11 protein-coding genes and 2 pseudogenes are annotated in these 17,215 nt (G+C 70.9%); 8 read left to right on the forward strand and 5 right to left on the reverse strand.

The annotated features are described in order from the left end of the window. The first annotated feature begins 21 nt into the window (after positions 1 to 21). From JN350_RS01160 to JN350_RS01190, 8 genes and pseudogenes are all read left to right on the forward strand, one after another. On the forward strand, positions 22 to 606 hold the full coding sequence (locus JN350_RS01160) for a hypothetical protein (protein ID WP_205463297.1): 585 nt from the start codon (positions 22 to 24) through the stop codon (positions 604 to 606). A gap of 58 nt (positions 607 to 664) precedes the next feature. Beyond that, complete coding sequence (locus tag JN350_RS01165) at positions 665 to 910, forward strand: hypothetical protein (RefSeq protein ID WP_205463298.1); 246 nt, start codon at positions 665 to 667, stop codon at positions 908 to 910. 311 nt (positions 911 to 1,221) lie between these two features. Further along, positions 1,222 to 5,592, forward strand: coding sequence for an FtsK/SpoIIIE domain-containing protein (locus tag JN350_RS01170; protein ID WP_205463299.1), 4,371 nt, complete (start codon positions 1,222 to 1,224; stop codon positions 5,590 to 5,592). 59 nt (positions 5,593 to 5,651) lie between these two features. Further along, complete coding sequence (locus JN350_RS01175; protein ID WP_205463300.1) at positions 5,652 to 6,503, forward strand: ribose-phosphate diphosphokinase; 852 nt, start codon at positions 5,652 to 5,654, stop codon at positions 6,501 to 6,503. Further along, positions 6,500 to 6,679 (forward strand): annotated as a pseudogene (locus JN350_RS20430) (nicotinate phosphoribosyltransferase); the annotation flags it as partial. The gene JN350_RS01175 and the pseudogene JN350_RS20430, both read left to right, overlap by 4 nt. A 239-nt stretch (positions 6,680 to 6,918) precedes the next feature. After that, positions 6,919 to 8,079 (forward strand): nicotinate phosphoribosyltransferase, encoded by a 1,161-nt coding sequence (locus tag JN350_RS01180; RefSeq protein WP_240347668.1) that lies wholly within the window; start codon positions 6,919 to 6,921, stop codon positions 8,077 to 8,079. Beyond that, on the forward strand, positions 8,076 to 8,765 hold the full coding sequence (locus JN350_RS01185; protein ID WP_205463301.1) for an NUDIX hydrolase: 690 nt from the start codon (positions 8,076 to 8,078) through the stop codon (positions 8,763 to 8,765). Before JN350_RS01180 ends, JN350_RS01185 begins: the two co-directional genes overlap by 4 nt. Next, positions 8,743 to 9,378 carry a pyridoxal 5'-phosphate synthase gene (locus JN350_RS01190; protein ID WP_205463302.1) on the forward strand — a complete coding sequence of 212 codons (636 nt, stop codon included), beginning with the start codon at positions 8,743 to 8,745 and terminating at the stop codon, positions 9,376 to 9,378. Before JN350_RS01185 ends, JN350_RS01190 begins: the two co-directional genes overlap by 23 nt. 25 nt (positions 9,379 to 9,403) lie before the next feature. Here JN350_RS01190 and JN350_RS20435 read toward each other — a convergent pair whose 3' ends face one another. The 5 genes and pseudogenes from JN350_RS20435 to JN350_RS01210 all read right to left on the reverse strand — a co-directional run bounded on the left by JN350_RS20435 (position 9,404) and on the right by JN350_RS01210 (position 17,208). Beyond that, the gene (locus JN350_RS20435; protein ID WP_461963435.1) at positions 9,404 to 9,532 is read right to left on the reverse strand and encodes a hypothetical protein; all 129 of its coding nucleotides are present in this window, start codon (positions 9,530 to 9,532) and stop codon (positions 9,404 to 9,406) included. Next, on the reverse strand, positions 9,505 to 10,086 hold the full coding sequence (locus JN350_RS20440; protein WP_461964340.1) for an IucA/IucC family C-terminal-domain containing protein: 582 nt from the start codon (positions 10,084 to 10,086) through the stop codon (positions 9,505 to 9,507). Before JN350_RS20440 ends, JN350_RS20435 begins: the two co-directional genes overlap by 28 nt. Next, a pseudogene (locus JN350_RS20445) lies at positions 10,063 to 13,195 on the reverse strand (GNAT family N-acetyltransferase); the annotation flags it as partial. The pseudogene JN350_RS20445 and the gene JN350_RS20440, both read right to left, overlap by 24 nt. Then, positions 13,192 to 14,613 carry a pyridoxal-dependent decarboxylase gene (locus JN350_RS01205; protein ID WP_275898008.1) on the reverse strand — a complete coding sequence of 474 codons (1,422 nt, stop codon included), beginning with the start codon at positions 14,611 to 14,613 and terminating at the stop codon, positions 13,192 to 13,194. The gene JN350_RS01205 and the pseudogene JN350_RS20445, both read right to left, overlap by 4 nt. A gap of 150 nt (positions 14,614 to 14,763) precedes the next feature. After that, complete coding sequence (locus JN350_RS01210; RefSeq protein ID WP_205463303.1) at positions 14,764 to 17,208, reverse strand: ATP-dependent helicase; 2,445 nt, start codon at positions 17,206 to 17,208, stop codon at positions 14,764 to 14,766. Positions 17,209 to 17,215: the final 7 nt, after the last annotated feature.

A 17,215-nucleotide genomic window follows, 5' to 3' on the forward strand; every position in this document is an offset into this window, starting at 1 on the left:
GCCGAGAAGGGAGAACTCCTGATGGGACTCGAATTCGATTACGTCAACGCCTGGACGAGGTTCATCGAGGGCGACCCGGCCACCGCGGGGCGCGCCGCAACAGCGAACGTGATCAGCCACATCCACCGGCCTGTTCCGAAGCGTGTCGCAGGATCGCTCGAGTCGGCGATGACTGAACTGGCACGACTGCGGAACGACGTCGATGCCCACGACTTCTTCGTCCTGACGACCGACGCCCCGACCATCGAGATACTCGCCTACACGGTCATCCAGTACTTCCCAGGACTCGATGCTGCAGCCCGGGCGGTCGACGACGCACTCCTCCCGCTCGCCGAACGGACAGCCGATGCCGATGTGTCCACCGTCACGACGGCACTCGGCCCCGCAACGAGGATCCTCGACCGGACGGAGACACCGGCTCGCTCACTCCTGCGCCGCGCGGTTCCGTCCACGACGATCCGATGGGTGCAGCCCATCGGACAGCTGCCCGATCCGCTGACCGCCGTCCTGACCACGTTCATCCCGAAGCGTGCGGACGAGTCGTTCGCTGCGCCCTTGGCCGACCAGTTCGCCCTCGGGCTGGTGCTCACTCCAGACGCCGAGTGAGAACGACCACGACAACCATCACGACCACGACCACGACCACCGACCCGCGAAGGAAGCGATGACACGACGGCTCCCCCGCACACCCGGACGCCGCTGGGCCGCATTCGCCCGCGACACGGTGATCGTGCTGGCCATCGGTGTCGGCGTCTCCCTCCTCCCAGGTGGCAAGTACGACACGGGTCCCTGGGACGGACCGACCGCGTGGCTCATCCGGTACGTCGTGTGGGGATTCGCGTTGGTCGTCGGCGTCGTCATCGGAAGTCGTCACCTGAAGGCATCCCGTCCGTCGAGGGGCGGACGATGACGACGCCCGCTGGCGGCGGCGCACCGCCCGCGCACGTGCAGCGCATGACCTGGCCGTTCGTGTCCGACGCATCCACGGCGCGACGTGACCGATGGGGGCTGCGCTGAGCCCGCGTCGCGGTGAACCGACCCGCTCCCCCACACCGCGCCTCCAGGCCGAGCGCCCATCCACAACCCGGACGCAACACGACCTGCCCGACCGAGGAACCTGCGAGAATCAGGCCATGAGCGGCAGCATGACGCTGCGGGGGCCTCGTCCGACCACCGCGCTGCGACCACGACGACCACGATCTCCGGTGCGGGGCGCCACACGTGCGCCTGACGTTCACCGCGAGCCACCTTCCATCGAGCGCCTCCGCCGACTTCGTGGTGGAGTGCGACGAGGACACCCTGCTCGGCGAGGTCGTCGAGGTCGTCGCCAAGCGGCTCGGCCACGGGGCCGCGGCGATCGTCGACGTCGCGGTCGACGCGGTTCCGACCACCCCGCACGCCCGCATCGGTGACGGCGTCCTGCTCGAGGGTGCTCGGCTGACGTTCGGGGCCCCGGCCCCGGTGCTCCCACTGCCCGGTGACCTGCCGAGCGTCCGCATCGTCGGCGGACCTGGCGCCGGCACCGTCGTGGTGCTCGACGCCGGCATCGCCCACGTCGGTTCAGCGCCCGACGCGACCGTGCCCCTGCCGGACCGGAGCGCACCGGAGTACGCCGCGATCCTGCGGCTCGACCTCAACCGTCGGTTCACGATCACGCCGACCGACGGCGCCACGGTACTGGTGGACCGCGCCGAGATCGACGACGAGACCCCGGTCGAGCCGGGCAGCATCGTCACCATCGGCGACACCCTGCTGTCGGTCGCGGTGCCGGACGCCGACCGAGCAGCGATCACCCTGACCGCCGGCGGCGGCTCGCTCGACTACACACGGCCGCCGCGGCTCCTGCCCGAGGACCACCCCTCCGTGTTCAAGTTGCCGGCCGTGCCGGCGCAGCAGTCGCGGCGCTCCATCCCGATCATCGCGGCGCTCGCGCCGCTGGGCATGGCCGCCGTGATGATCTCGATCTTCCACAACGTCGCGTACCTCGCGTTCGGTCTGATGTCGCCGATCATCATGTTCGGCAACGCCTGGTGGGACCGCCGGAACGGCAAGAAGACCCACAAGCAGCGCGTCGCCGAGTACGAGGAGACCAAGAAGGCGGTCGAGGCGGACGCCCTGGAGGCAGTGGTCCGGTACCAGCGCGAGCTGCGGACGAGCGCACCCGACCCCGCGACCGTGCTCGACGTCGCGTTGCGGCGTCGCGCCCGCCTGTGGGAGCGACGCCGGACCGATCCGGACTACCTGACGCTCCGCGTCGGGACCGCTGACGTGCCGTCCGGTGTCGTGCTCGAGGACCCGGCGGCGCTCGAGCACCGTCGCGCCGTGGACACGCTGGCGGAGGACGTGCCGGTGGTCGTCGACCTCGGCGTGCAGGGCGTCGTCGGCGTCGCGGGTCGTGACGAGCACACCCGCCACCTCACGTCGTGGTTCGTCGCGCAACTCGCGGTGCTGCAGAGCCCGCGCGACACCCAGTTCGTCGTGCTGACCGACACCCGGTCGGCTGACGAGTGGGCGTGGCTGCGGTGGATCCCGCAGGCCCGTCCGGGCTTCGGGCAGGACGCGGTGATCGCCATCGGCAACGACGCCGAGACGCTCGGCGCCCGGGTGGCCGAGGTCGGTCAGTTGATCGATGCACGACAGCGGGCGATGCGGGAGTCCAACCTGCGCGGCATCCCCGGTCCGGACATCGTCGTCGTGCTCGACGGCGCTCGACGGCTCCGCGCGCTGCCCGGCCTGATCCGCATCCTCAAGGAAGGTCCGGCGGTCGGCGTCCGGTCCGTCTGCATCGAGGAAGAGGCGCGTCTGCTGCCGGAGGAGTGCTCGGTCGTCGTCACCGTCGGCCCGGAGCGCATCCGCGTGGCTGCCCAACGCCAGGCGACGGTCACCGACGTGCGTCCCGACCGGATCCCGGACGGCTGGTTCGAGACGGTCGCCCGTGCGGTCGCACCGATGGTCGACGCCGACGACGAGAGCGATGCCGGCGGCCTGCCCACCTCGTCGCGGTTGCTCGACGTCATGCTGCTCGAACCGCCGACGGCCCGGGCGATCACCGGGAAGTGGACCGCCCGACCGCGGACGACCGAGGTGGTCGTCGGGGAGAGCCTCGACGGTCCGTTCGCGTTCGACCTGCGGAAGGACGGCCCCCACGGGCTCGTCGCCGGCACCACGGGCTCCGGCAAGTCCGAACTCCTGCAGACGATCGTGGCCTCGCTCGCGGCCACGAACACACCGGAGGGCATGAACTTCGTCCTCATCGACTACAAGGGCGGCGCGGCGTTCCGCGACTTCGCACCGCTGCCGCACACCGTCGGCATGGTGACCGACCTCGACACGCACCTGGTCGAGCGGGCACTCGAGTCCCTCGGCGCCGAGCTCCGTCGTCGCGAGCACCTGCTGGCCGATGCGGCGGCGAAGGACATCGAGGACTACCTCGACCGCCTCGGCCGGGGCGAGCCCCTGCCGCCGATGCCGCGCCTGCTCATCGTGATCGACGAGTTCGCGAGCCTGGTGCGGGAGCTGCCCGACTTCGTCACGGGGCTCGTCAACATCGCCCAACGCGGCCGTTCGCTCGGCATCCACCTCATCCTCGCCACCCAGCGTCCGACCGGCGTCGTGTCGAACGACATCCGCGCGAACACGAACCTGCGGATCGCGCTGCGAGTCACCGACTCGAGTGAGAGCACCGACGTGATCGACGCCGGAGACGCGGCGCAGATCCAGAAGAGCACGCCGGGCCGTGGGTACATCCGGCTCGGCGCCGGTGCGCTGCTGCCGTTCCAGTCCGGTCGCGTCGGTGGACGCCGTCCCGGGCAGTCGACCCAGCGGAAGCAGGTCTGGGCCGGCGCCGTCTCGTGGTCCGCGCTCGGCACCACCCCGCCGGCGCCGCCGAAGTCGCAGGAGCAGCACACCGATGCGCGCACCGACCTGCAGGAGCTCGTCAGCGCCGTCACCCAGGCCGCGGTCGACCTCGGCGGGCCGGCACCGTACCGGCCGTGGCTCGACGCCCTGCCGGAGACCCTGCTCTTCACCGACCTCAACGACCGTGCGTGGCAGCTCGACGACAGCACCGTGACCGACGCCCGGCTGACCCCGCTGCCGTTCGCGTTGCAGGACTTCCCAGCCGAGCAGGCCCAGCGGGTGCGCAGCTTCGACCTCGACTCCGACGGCCACCTGTACGTCGTCGGCGCCCCGCGGAGCGGCCGCTCGCAGGTCCTCCGCACCATCGCGGCGGCCATCGCGCGGAACACCTCGTCGGCCGACGTCCACGTGTACGCGCTCGACTGCGGCAACGGCGCACTGCTGCCGATCCAGGCCCTCCCGCACGCCGGCGCGGTCGTGCAGCGGGTGCAGACCGAGCGGGCGCAGCGCCTCCTGACGAAGCTCACGCAGGAGCTCGCCCGGCGGCAGCAGGTCCTGGCAGACGGCGGGTTCGCGAGCATCGTCGAGCAGCGCGCCGCTGCAGTGGTGCCGGCCGAGCGGCTCCCCCACGTCGTGTTCATGCTCGACCGGTGGGAGGGCTTCGTCGGTTCCCTCGGAGAACTCGACCACGGTGCCCCGACGGACCAGGTGATGACCCTGCTGCGCGAGGGCGCGAGCGTCGGCATCCACCTCGTCGTCACCGGGGACCGCCAACTGCTCTCCAGCCGGATGGCGACCCTGGTCGAGGACAAGCTCGTCCTCCGGCTGTCGGACCGCGGGGACTACGGGCTCGCGTCGCTCAACCCGCGCAAGCTCCCGGAGCAGGTGCCCGACGGTCGCGCCTTCGCCTCCGAGTCCGCGACCGAGACCCAGATCGCGCTGCTCGCCGCCGCCGGGACCGGCCAGTCGCAGGCCGCGGCGATCACCGCCCTCGCGACCTTCGCCACCGAACGCGACCGCGCGGTCGAACGTGCCCGCCGTCCGTTCCGGGTGGACCAGCTCTCCGGCCCGGTGCCGTTCGAGCGCGCATGGGAGATGCGCGACGACGATGCCGGGTTGTTCGGCCTGGTCGGCATCGGCGGTGACGACCTCACCGCGATCGGACCGGACCTCGCAACCGCCGGATCGTTCGTGGTGGGTGGACCCGCGAAGTCCGGGCGCAGCGCCGTCCTGCTGTCGATGACCCGGTCGGTCCTGCGCGAGGGAGGCGAGGTCGTGCTCGTGACCCCGCGGCAGTCCCCGCTCCGCGCACTCGCCACCGAGCCCGGCGTCCTCGCGGCCCACGAAGGCGTCGACCTCGCCGAGGACGACCTCGCACCGCTGTTCGACGGTCGGCCCGGCCGCCGGGTCCTCGTCATCGACGACGCCGAGCTCGTCAAGGACGCCCCGGCGAAGAGCTGGCTGCAGGCCTTCGTGAAGAGCGCGGCGGACAACGGCCAGGCGATCGTCGCCGCGGGCCTGACGGCCGAGTTCGGTGTCGGGTTCACCGGGTGGCAGGTCGACATGAAGCGCCGCCGGTCCGGAGCCCTGCTCAGTCCGCAGACGATCACCGAGGGCGACCTGCTCGGCATGCGCCTGCCGCGCAGCAGCATCGTCGAGCGCGTGCAGGTCGGCTCCGCGATCGTGCACCTGGGTGACGGCGAACTGGTCTCCGTCCAGGTCCCGACACCCTGAGGCCGGGGAGTCGACACAGCTTCTTGTCATCCTGACAATTACCGTGGTACGGTCGAGTCATGGCAGTCGAACTCAGCACCTGGGATGCCCAGGGCAACCAGACGACACCGACGTTCTCCACCATGCGGTTCCCCGCCGGTGAAGCCCACGTCAAGGTCGCGAACGACACCGCCGAGCCGGGGGACCTCACCGAGATCGCGACCCTGCGCGGCACGAACGGCGACGACCTGATCATGCTCGGCATGTGGGCGGACGCCGTGCGACAGCGCGGCTCGAAGTCCGTCGCACTCGTCCCCTACCTGCCCGGTGCGCGGCAGGACCGCGGCCTGCCGTTCGGCGCGAAGGTCTACGCCGACGTCCTCAACGGGTTCCACCTCGACCAGGTCATCGCGTTCGACCCGCACTCGCCGGTCATCGTCGGACTGGTCGACAACCTGATCGTCGTCACGAGCGAGCAGGTCGTCCGCGACGCCGTGGTCAGCGCACCCGAGCACGACAGCGGCGACCCGTACACCGGCATCATCGCCCCGGACAAGGGCGCGGTGCCCCGTGCCACCGCGGTCGCCGAGGCGTGCGGGCTGCCGCTCTACCGGGCCGAGAAGCACCGCAACCCCGACACCGGCAAGCTCGACGGCTTCACCTGCGAACCCCTGCCCGACACCGGACGGTTCCTGGTGGTCGACGACATCTGCGACGGCGGCGGCACGTTCATGGGCCTCGCCGGCTCGACGGGTCTGCCCAAGGAACGCCTCGGCCTCTGGGTCTCGCACGGCGTCTTCTCCGGTCGGGCCGCACAGCTCGCCGACCACTTCGGCGAGATCGTCACCACCGACTCGTACCCCGCGCAGAACGCCGTCGACGGCCTGCGCACGATCGCACTCACCCCCTACCTGACGGAGCAGATCCGATGACGCAGACCACGAGCACCACGACCAGCACGAGCACCGGGATCGAGCCGCGCATCACCACGGCGAGCCCGATCGCGCCCCTGCTGGCCGTCGACGGCTACAAGCACTCGCACCGGCAGGTCTACCCGGCAGGCACCACCCGCATCCTGATCAACTGGACGAACCGGTCGAACGCGCACATGCCCGAGTCGAGGCACGCCGTGGTCTTCGGACTGCAGGCGTTCATCCAGCGCTCGCTCGTCGAGGCCTGGGCGCCGTTCTTCGCGGCCGACGAAGACGAGGTCGTCCGGCTGTTCGACGAAGCGCTGCAGAGCTACTTCGGTCCGAACCACATCGGCACCGACCACGTCCGGGCCCTGCACCGTCTCGGCTTCCTCCCCTCGAGATCCGTGCGCTTCCCGAGGGCACCCTCGCCCCGATCGGCGTCGCGACCCTCACCGTCGAGAACACGATCGACGAGTTCTACTGGCTGCCCAACTACATCGAGACCGCCCTGTCGGCGTCGATCTGGCACCCGTCGACGGTCGCGACGAAGGCGCTCGAGTACCGCGACCTGATGGAGGACTGGGCCGCCCGCACCGGCGCGGTCCCGGCCGGCATCGACTTCGCCGCGCACGACTTCTCGTTCCGTGGGCAGTCGAGCATCGAGTCGGCCGCAGCCGGCGGAGCGGGCCACCTGCTCTCGTTCCTCGGCACCGACTCGATGCCGTCGCTCGACTTCATCGACCGCTACTACCCGGGCGACAACGGCCTCGTGGCCGCGAGCGTGCCCGCCACCGAGCACAGCGTGATGTGCGTCCGCGGCGCTGACGGCGAGCTGGCGACGTTCGAGCAGATCCTCGACGTGTACCCGACGGGCATCGTCTCGGCGGTCAGCGACGGCTTCGACCTGTTCAAGGTCATCACCGACACCCTGCCGCAGCTCAAGGACCGCATCACCGGTCGCGACGGCAAGCTCGTCATCCGCCCCGACTCGGGCGACCCGGTCGACATCGTCACCGGCACCGTGCACGGTGTCGACGAGGCGGAACTGTTCGCCGCTGACCGCAGCCACGAGCAGAAGGGCGTCGTCGAACTGCTCGACGAGATCTTCGGGCACACCGTGAACGAGCAGGGCTTCAAGGTCCTCGACCAGCACATCGGGGTCATCTACGGCGACAGCATCACGCTCGACCGTGCTCGTCGCATCTACGAGCGACTGGCCGCCAAGGGGTACTCGAGCGACAACATCGTGCTCGGCATCGGCTCGTACACGTACCAGTACATGACCCGCGACAACCTCGGCAGCGCGGTCAAGGCCACATGGGCACTCGTCGACGGCGAACCCGTCGACATCCAGAAGGACCCGAAGACCGGCAGCGGCAAGAAGAGCGCGAAGGGCCGCATCGCCCTGCACCGCGACGAGACCGGCGAGATCCGGCAGACGGACCAGGCCACCGCTGACGACGAGGCGACCAGCCTGCTCCAGCCGGTGTGGGTCGACGGCCGCTTCACGCGCCTCCAGTCCTTCGCAGACGTCCGTCAGACGCTCCGCGAGGAGCGTTCGGCCCGCGCCACCCGCCGGGCGGCCACCGCGTGACCGACGCCGCAGCGGCGATCCGCGACCAACCGCTCATCGCGATCGACGTCGTCCCGGTGTCCTTCGCGACGACGGAAGGTCTGCGGATCGCCACCGCGCGTCGGGCGTACGCACCGTACGCCGGACGAGAAGCGCTCCCCGGCGTGCTCCTCGACGGCACCGAGATCCTCGCCGACGGTGCGCGGCGCGCCCTGCGGACCAAGACCGGGATCGGCTCGACGGCGGTACGCCACCTCGCGCAGGTCGGCGCGTTCGACGGACCCGACCGCGATCCACGGAGCGCCGCGATCAGCATCGCGTTCCTCGCGGTCATCGACCCGGCAGCGCACGCCGACGCGACGTGGCACGACGTCGGTGCGCTGCCGCTCGGGTTGCCGTTCGACCACGACCGGATCGTTGACTCGGCGCTCGAGCGCGCACGGGTCCTCCTCTGGTCGGACCTCCCGTTCACACGGGCACTCCTCGGTGATCCGTTCACCACGGCGGACGCCGCTCGGCTGCGGATCGCACTGACGGGGACCGCACCGGACCCGGGCAACCTCAACCGGACCCTCCGCACGAACACCGCGCTTGCCCGGGTCGACCTCCCAGCGAGTGCGGGACCCCGCGGGGGCGTCCCCGGCAGCCTGGACGTGGCAGGACTGAGCACGGTTGGGTGGACCCATGTCCTCCTCCCTGTCCGGTGACGATTCCCTGCACCTGCCCGAGTTCGACGCACCCCCGGCGTCGCCCCTCGACCTCGCGCAGCAATGGCTGGATGCCGCGGACGAACGCGACGTCTCCGAGCCGAAGTCGATGACCCTCGCCACGGCCGGGGCGGACGGTCGAGTGGCCGCCCGCACGGTCGACGTGAAGCGGCTCGACGACCGTGGGCTCGTGTTCGGCACCTCGACGCTGAGCCCGAAGGGTCGTCAGCTCGCCGACAACCCGCACGCGGCGCTGCAGGTCTACTGGCGCGAGACCATGCAGCAGCTCCGGTTCGAGGGCCGGGCGGTGCAGCTGTCCGACGACGAGTCCGACGCGCTGTTCGCCGATCGTTCGCCGAAGTCCCGCGCCGCCACAGCCATCGCCGACCAGTCCGCCGTGCTCGAACCGCGGACGCTGCAGGACCTGATCGACGACGCCAACGTGCTGCTCGACGAGTCCGACGACGCCGTGCCACGACCCGCCGGGTGGGTGGCGTGGCGGCTTGAGCCCGACGTCGTCGAGTTCTGGCACGGCAGCCGCGACCGCATGCACCGCCGGCTGCAGTACGTGCTCGACGAGGGCACCTGGTCGGCCACGCGCCTGCAGCCGTAGTCGAGTCCGCTCCCGCCCGCAGCCCCTACCGCCCGATCGGGTTCGGCATCGCCCCCGCCCGGATGAGCGACGACGACTGGTCCGCCAGGTCGACCATCGACAGGGTGTTCCGCAGCTGCAGCCGGTTCAGGCAGGAGTGCTCGAACGTCGGCACCCGCAGGTCCAACGGCCGGCGTAGGCCCGGGTGCGCGGCGGCGTGCGCGTCGATGCACTCCCCACGACCTCCCAGAACCGGCCCTCCGGCAGCACCCCGTCGTCGTCGAGGATCGCGCCGACGAACCGCAGCACCCCGTCGAACACGTCGGTGAACACCGCGAGCGCAGCCTCGTCGTCGGACACCGGGTGCACGATCCGGTCGATGTCGGCGGGCACGGGACGGTCGTCGTGCCGCCCGAGCACCGCGGCCTCTTCCCCGATGTCCTTCATGACGGCACGGACCACGGCACCGTCGCGGACGACGAGCACGAGGTTCTCGCCGTGCGGCATGAACACCAGGTCGTGCACGGTCAGGCAGTGCACGACGGGCAACAGGTAGGCGTCGAGCCAGCGCCGCACCCACTCGTCGGCAGGAAGTCCCGACGCCTCGATCAGCGCTGAGACGACGGCGTTGCCCGAGGCGTCACGGTGCAGCAGCGCCGCCATGGTGAGCAGCCGTTCGCCCTCCGCCAGCCGCGGCAGCGGGCTCTCCCGCCACAGTGCCGCGAGCATCTTCCGCTGCGGCGACGACACGGCGACCCGGTGGTACGCGTCGCCGGTGTACCCGATGGCGGCGTGCTCCCGGAGCACCGAGAACCCGACCGACTCGAGTGTCGGGTCGGCGGCGACGATCGACTCGACCCAGTCGTTCACCGCCGGGGTGTTCCGCATGTACGCGGGCGACATCCCCGCAGGAATCCCATGTTCTGCACGGCGAGCGCCGTCTTGACGTACGAGCGCGTCGGGTCCGAGTGGTCGAACGCGGTGCGGATCGACTGCTGCGGCTGGTACTCGTCCGGCCCCTCACCGAGGTCGACGAGGTCCTGCCGCCCCAGGTCGGGTGCGAACGTCACGGCGATCCGGTGCTGCCACTGCCAGGGGTGCACGGGGATCCACACGTAGTCGTCGGGGTCGAGGCCGCGGGACACGAGCACGGCCCGGAACCCATCGATGGTCTGCGGGTCGAGCTCGGCCGCCCAGTGGTCGCGCTCGGTGCGGTCCGCGGCGAGCGCCAGGTGGGTGTGCTGGCGTCGGGCGGCGAGCCACCGGTAGCGGAACCGGCCGCCGACCTCGGGCGCGAAGGCGCGGTACTCGTCGAGCCCGAACCCGATCCGCCCGTTCGCGGCGACGAACGCCGGGTGTCCTTCGGTCATCGCCGCCTCGACGTCCTGGAACGAGGCGACGGCAGCCTCGACGGAATCGCCCGTCCGCCCACGCGCGAGCTGCGCGGCCGACGGCCCACCCCGCCGGTGCTTCGCCGCGGCGCTCGCCAAGGTCGAGGCGATCTCCTCCAGGTACGTGCCGAGCAGCTCGTCCGGGATCCCGAGGACCTCGTGCAGTTCGAGCACGAGGTCCTGCGCACTGAGTGACGTCGGCATCCCAGAGCGAGTGCGTGTCAGCGAGGCTTCGTCGATCGACCAGTGCTCGAGCACGTGCTGCCGTGCGCGGAACCGGTAGGTCGAGTCCGCCGCGTCGAGCCGCCAGCCCTCCTCGTCCGGAACCGGTGCGATCAGCCGCTCGTGCGTGAACTCGGCGATGGCCTTCGCGACGAGGTGCCGTTCGGCGGGTTCCAGGTGCTCGGGTCGCAGGTGCGCGGCCGGCCCGTCGTCGTCCGTCACGCCGATCCGGTCGGTGTCGAGCACCGACAGCAGGGCCCGCTTGCCGTCGACGTCCACCTGGCGCAGCGCGCGGAACCCCACCTCGGCGTTCTTCGCCTGCACCGCGGTGTTCCGCACGTCCGGCTCGACGACGACCCGGCGTGCACCGAGGGCGTCGCGGCAGTGCTCGACGACGGCGCGCATCACGGCGCTCGTCAGTCCGTGCACGCGTCCGCCGGCAGGGACCGGTGCGACGAGCAGGTGCATGCCGACGTCGCCCGGCTCCGCCGCCCACACGTCGGTGAGCAGGACGACGGCGGGGTCGTAGGTCTCGACCAGGAAGCACGGCTCACCGTCGCGTCGGCCGAGCCACGCGGCCTGCGCCGGGTCGGCCTGCACCCCGGCCAGGTAGTCGCGGACGCCCGCCACGTCGAGGTGCCCCATCTCCCACCACGACGACGCCGGGTGGGCGAGCCACGACCGGACGACGGCGGCGTCGCGATCCGGGTCCACGGGTTCGACGGTCAGGAGGCCCGGAGCGACTCCGGCAGACACCGGCACCTCGGGCACACTGGCCAGTCCAGTGCCCGTCAGACCGGCGCCCGTCAGATCGGCGCCCGTCAGATCTGCGCCCGTCACGTGCGTGCTCATGCGGGCACCTCCGTGCGCTCGGTCGTTCTGCCGGGCCGGCGCGCGGTGCGCGCCGTCGGGTGGGGTCGTGGACTGGTCCGTTGCGGGCAGGCCGAACTCCTGGAAGGCGATCCGGGCCTCCAGGCCGTACACGGGGCGACCCGTGACGGACCGGATGATCGATGCGTTCCGCCACGCACCCATCCCGAGGTCGGGCGCGGTCAGGCCGTGCGTGTGCTCCTCGGCGTTCTGCACCCAGATGCGTCCGCCCAGGGTGTCGACGTGGTGGTCGCGTGCGACGGCCAGGCGACCACGGGAGTCACGGGCGATGAGGTGCTCGACGGGGTCGAGGAACCGTGGCGTCCGCGGCGTGTACCCGGTCGCCAGGACCAGCCGCTCGACCTCGTGCTCGTACGTCTCGCCGAGCTGCTCGTGGCGGAGCGTCAGCCGGTACGTCCCCCGGTCGGCGAGCCACTCGGCGTCGACGACGCTGGTCTCGGTGCGCAGGGTCGTCGGGATCGGGCCTCGAGCGCTGATCCGGTACAGCTGGTCGTAGAGCTCGTCGACGAGGTCCGCGCTGATGCCCTTGTAGAGCCCGCGCTGCTCGCGGCCGAGGCGGTCGCGCTCCCCTCGGGCAGGCCGTGGAAGTGGTCCGTGTACTCCGGGCTCGTCATCTCGAGCGTGAGCTTCGTGTCCTCCATCGGGAAGAACCGCGGCGACCGGGTGATCCAGTCGAGTCGGTAGCCGTCCTGGCGCAGGTCCTCGAGCAGCTCGCGGTAGACCTCGGCAGCGGACTGCCCGCTGCCGACCACCGCGATCGAGGCGGCACCGCGGAGCGCGTCGCGGTTCGGCAGGAACTCGGCGGAGTGGATGACCGGTCCGGCGATCCCACGCAGCGGGGCGGGGACCGACGGCTCCGTGCCGATGCCGACCACGACGTGGCGCGCGCGGTACGTCTCGGGACCCTGATCGGTCTCGGCGTGCACCGTGAACACGTCCGTCGCCGGGTCGTGCTCGACCGCCGTGACGGACCGGCCCCAGCGGAGCGTGTCGAGCCGGTCGGCGGCCCACCGGCAGTACGCGTCGTACTCGCTGCGCAGGGGGTGGAAGTCCTCGCGGATGTAGAACGGGTACAGCCGGCCGGTCTCCTTGAGCCAGGCGAGGAACGAGAACGGCGAGGTCGGGTCGGCCATCGTCACCAGGTCCGCCATGAAGGGCACCTGGATCGTGGCGTCGTCGAGCATCATGCCGTGGTGCCAGGCGAAGCCGTCGGCGGCGTCGAGGAACACCGCGTCGAGGTCGTCGAGCGGGTCGGTGAGGCAGGCGAGGCCGAGGTTGAACGGGCCGATGCCGATGCCGATCAGGTCGTGGACGGGCTGCTCGTCGTGGCTCATCGGATCGCTCCTTCCGGGGTGGTGGTGACGGCTCGGACGCGCGCGGCCGTCGCGGCGACGTGCTCCAGCGAGGCGCGCATCTGCGCCGGGGTGGTCTCGGGGTTGAGCAGCGTCAGCTTGTTGCAGGGTCGGCCGTCGATCACGGTCTTCGCGATGAGGACCCGGCCCTCGGCGAGGAGGGCCGCACGGATCGGGGCGACGAGCGCGTCGGCCTGCTCGTCGGTCACCCCGGCCGACTGCCAGCGGAAGAGCACGGTGCTGAGCTGCGTCGGGGCGACGAGCACCAGGTCGGGGTGCTCCTCGACGATCCGGTGGGTGGCGGCGGCGAGGTCGATGACGGCGTCGAACGCGGTGCCGATCGCGTCTGCCCCGGTCGCGCGCAGGGTGGCCCAGAGCTTCAGGGCGTCGAACCGGCGGGTGGTCTGCAGCGACTTGTCGACCTGGTTCGGTTCGGCGGCGTCCTCGGGGTTGAGGTAGTCGGCGTACCAGGCAGTCCTGCGCAGGTCGGCCGGGTCACGGACGAGCAGTGCACTCGAGGACACCGGCTGGAAGAAGGACTTGTGCAGATCGGTCGTCACGCTGCGCGCCCGCTCGATGCCGGCGAGCAGGTGCCGACGCGTCGGGGACACGAGCAGTCCGCAGCCGTACGCGGCGTCGACGTGCAGCCAGACGTCCTCGAGGTCGCACACGTCGGCGATCGGCTCGATCGGGTCGATGACCCCGCGGTCGGTGGTGCCGGCGGTCGCGACGACCGCGATCGGGGTCCCGCCCGATGCCCGCGTCGCGGCGATCGCCTCCGCGAGGGCCGCCGGCCGCATCCGACCGGCGTGGTCCGTGGCGACGTCGACCACGGCCTCGAGACCGAGGAGTCGTGCCGACTTCGCGATGCTGAAGTGCGTCTCGGCCGTCGTGAACACGGTGCCGGCCACGCCGACCGATTCGCGCGCCAGCAGCAGCGCCTGCAGGTTGGACTGCGAACCGCCCGAGGTGAACACCCCGTCACCGGCAGCGAACCCGGCACGACGGGCCAGCCAGTCGATCACGTGGCGTTCGATGTCGGTGCCGATGCGGGACTGGTCCCAGGTGTCGACCGACGGGTTCACCGCGGCGAGGACGGACTCGGCGGCGACCGCGGGCAGCGCGACCGGGCAGTTGAGGTGTGCGAGGTAGCCGGGGTCGTGGAACCACACGGCCTCGCGGACGAACAGGTCGTCGAGTTCGGCGAGCGCCTGTTCCGTCCCGACGGGAGCGGCGTCCAGGTCGACCGCGCGCACCCGGTCGTGCAGCGCTTCCGGGTTGGTCGCGGTCGTCGGGCGATCCACGGTGGCGAGTCGGTCGGCGAGCTGGTCCACCGTCGACCCGACGGTCGACCGGTAGCGCTCGGCGTTGGCAGTGGTCAGCAGTTCGATGGGTGTCACGTTAGGTAAGGCTAACCTCACCTCGTTTTCGGTGTCACCCGAACAGGGGTGGACTCTCAGGTCTCGGGCGTGGCGCAACGTCCTCGCGCCCACGACGAGCGCACCCCGCCGGGGAACCGGCGGGGTGTACGGACGTTCAGCCGGCTCTGGCTAGAGCTTCTCGATCGGCGCGATCTTGATGAGCAGCTTCTTGCGGCCCGCGGAGTCGAACGCGATCTCGGCGATGCGCTTCGCACCCTGGCCGGTCACCGCCGAGACGGTGCCCTCGCCGAAGTCGACGTGCTTGATCCGGTCGCCGGCGACGAGTTCCATGTCGCCGTTGTCGCGGACCTGGCCGGACACCCGGTTCGCCCACTCGGTCTTCGGGCGGGTCTTCGACGCAGCGGCCGCGCGGTCGTACGAGCCACCGCCCCAGCCGCCGCCACCGCGGTAGCCACCGCCGCCGCCCCCGCCGATGCCGCCCTCGCGCTTCGCGTTCAGCGCACGGGGCTGCGTGCCGCCACGGCTGTTCGCCATGCCCGGCGACTGCTTCCACTCGATGAGCCCCTCGGGGATCTCCTGCAGGAAGCGCGACGGCATGGCGACGTTGACGTCACCGAACTGGGCGCGGGTCATCGCCAGTGACAGGAACAGGACCTTCTTCGCGCGGGTGATGCCGACGTAGAACAGCCGGCGTTCCTCCGCCGGGCCACCCGGCTCGTTCGCGGACATCCGGTGCGGCAGCAGGTCTTCCTCGACCCCGGTCAGGAACACGGCCTCGTACTCCAACCCCTTGGCCGTGTGCAGCGTCATGAGCGACACCGTGCCGGACGAGTCGTCGAGCTCATCCGCCGCCGCGACCAACGAGACCTCGGTCAGGAAGTCCGTCAGCGTGCCCTCGGGGTTGTTCTTCTGGAACTCGCGCGTCACCGCCACGAGCTCGTCGATGTTGTCGGCCCGGGCGGCGTCCTGCGCGTCGGGCGACTTCCGCAGGTTCTCGAGCAGGTGGGAGCCGTCGAGCAGCTGGGTCAGGGTGTCGACGACCGGCTGCCTCGGAGCCTTCTCGGACACGGAGTCCAGCAGCGCCGCGAACTCGGTGATGGCGTTCCGCACCTTCGGCCCGAAGCCGAGCTCGCCCGCGTGCCGCAGGGCATCGCGCATCGTGGTCTCGTGCTCGTCGGCGTAGCGCTGCAGGGTCGTCTCGGTGACGGAGCCGATGCCGCGCTTCGGCACGTTGAGCACGCGACGGAGCGCCATCGGGTCGGCGGGGTTCGCCACGGTGATCAGGTACGCCATGGCGTCCTTGATCTCGGCGCGCTCGTAGAACTTCGTGCCGCCGAGCACCCGGTACGGGATCGCGGCGCGGATGAAGATCTCCTCGAGCGCACGGGTCTGCGAGTTGGTCCGGTAGAACACCGCCATGTCGCGGTAGTCCATGCCGTCCTCGCGCAGGCGCTGGATCTCGTCGGCGACGAACTGGGCCTCGTCGTGGCCGGTGTACCCGGTGAAGCCGACGATCTTCTCGCCCGCGCCGACGTCCGTGAACAGGTTCTTCGCCTGACGGTCGAAGTTGTTCGCGATGACGGCGTTCGCGGCGTCGAGGATGGTCTGCGTCGAGCGGTAGTTCTGCTCGAGCAGGATCACCTTGGAGTTCGGGAAGTCGCGCTCGAACTCGACGATGTTGCGGATGTCGGCCCCGCGGAACGCGTAGATCGACTGGTCCGAGTCGCCGACGACGGTCAGGGACGCTCCGGCGATCGACCCGTCACGCTCGCGCATGCGGGCGACGTGCTGGCCGGAGTCCTCGAGCTTGTCGACCTGCTCGACCGGCACCGGACGCGTGAGTTCGCGGATCAGGGAGTACTGCGCGTGGTTGGTGTCCTGGTACTCGTCGACCAGGATGAAGCGGAAGCGCCGCTGGTAGAGCGCAGCGACCTCGGGGAACGCCCGGAACAGGAAGACGGTCTGGCCGATGAGGTCGTCGAAGTCGAAGGCGTTCGCCCGGCGCAGGTCGTTCGTGTACCGACGGAAGACCTCGGTGAACATGACTTCCTGCGGGTCGTTCACGTTGATGTTGCGCGCGTACGAGTCGATGTCCTGCAGCTCGTTCTTGAGCTTCGAGATCTTCGACGCCGCGGCGCCCACGGTGAGCCCGAGCGTGTCCGCCTCGAGGTCCTTGATGATCCGCTTCAGCAGCGCCTTGGAGTCGGCGGAGTCGTAGATCGTGAACGACTGCGCGAACCCGAACCGCTCGGCCTCGCGCCGGAGGATGCGCACGCACGCCGAGTGGAACGTCGAGATCCACATGCCGTCGGACTCGCCGCCCACCAGGGCCCGGACGCGCTCACGCATCTCGGCCGCGGCCTTGTTCGTGAACGTGATCGCGAGGATCTGCGACGGCCAGGCTTCACGGTTGGCGAGCAGCAGCGCGATGCGGCGCGTGAGGACGCTCGTCTTGCCGGACCCGGCGCCGGCCACGATCAACAGGGACTCGCCGCGGTACTCGACGGCTTCCTTCTGCTGGGGGTTCAGACCCGCGGTGAACGGGTCTTCGTACGCACGGGCACCGGCGCCCGGCTCGGGCGTCGATTCGAAGGGGTCGAGCACGATCGTCATGTTCGGG

The organism is Curtobacterium sp. 24E2 (assembly GCF_016925595.1).
In the GTDB taxonomy this organism is placed as follows: domain Bacteria; phylum Actinomycetota; class Actinomycetes; order Actinomycetales; family Microbacteriaceae; genus Curtobacterium.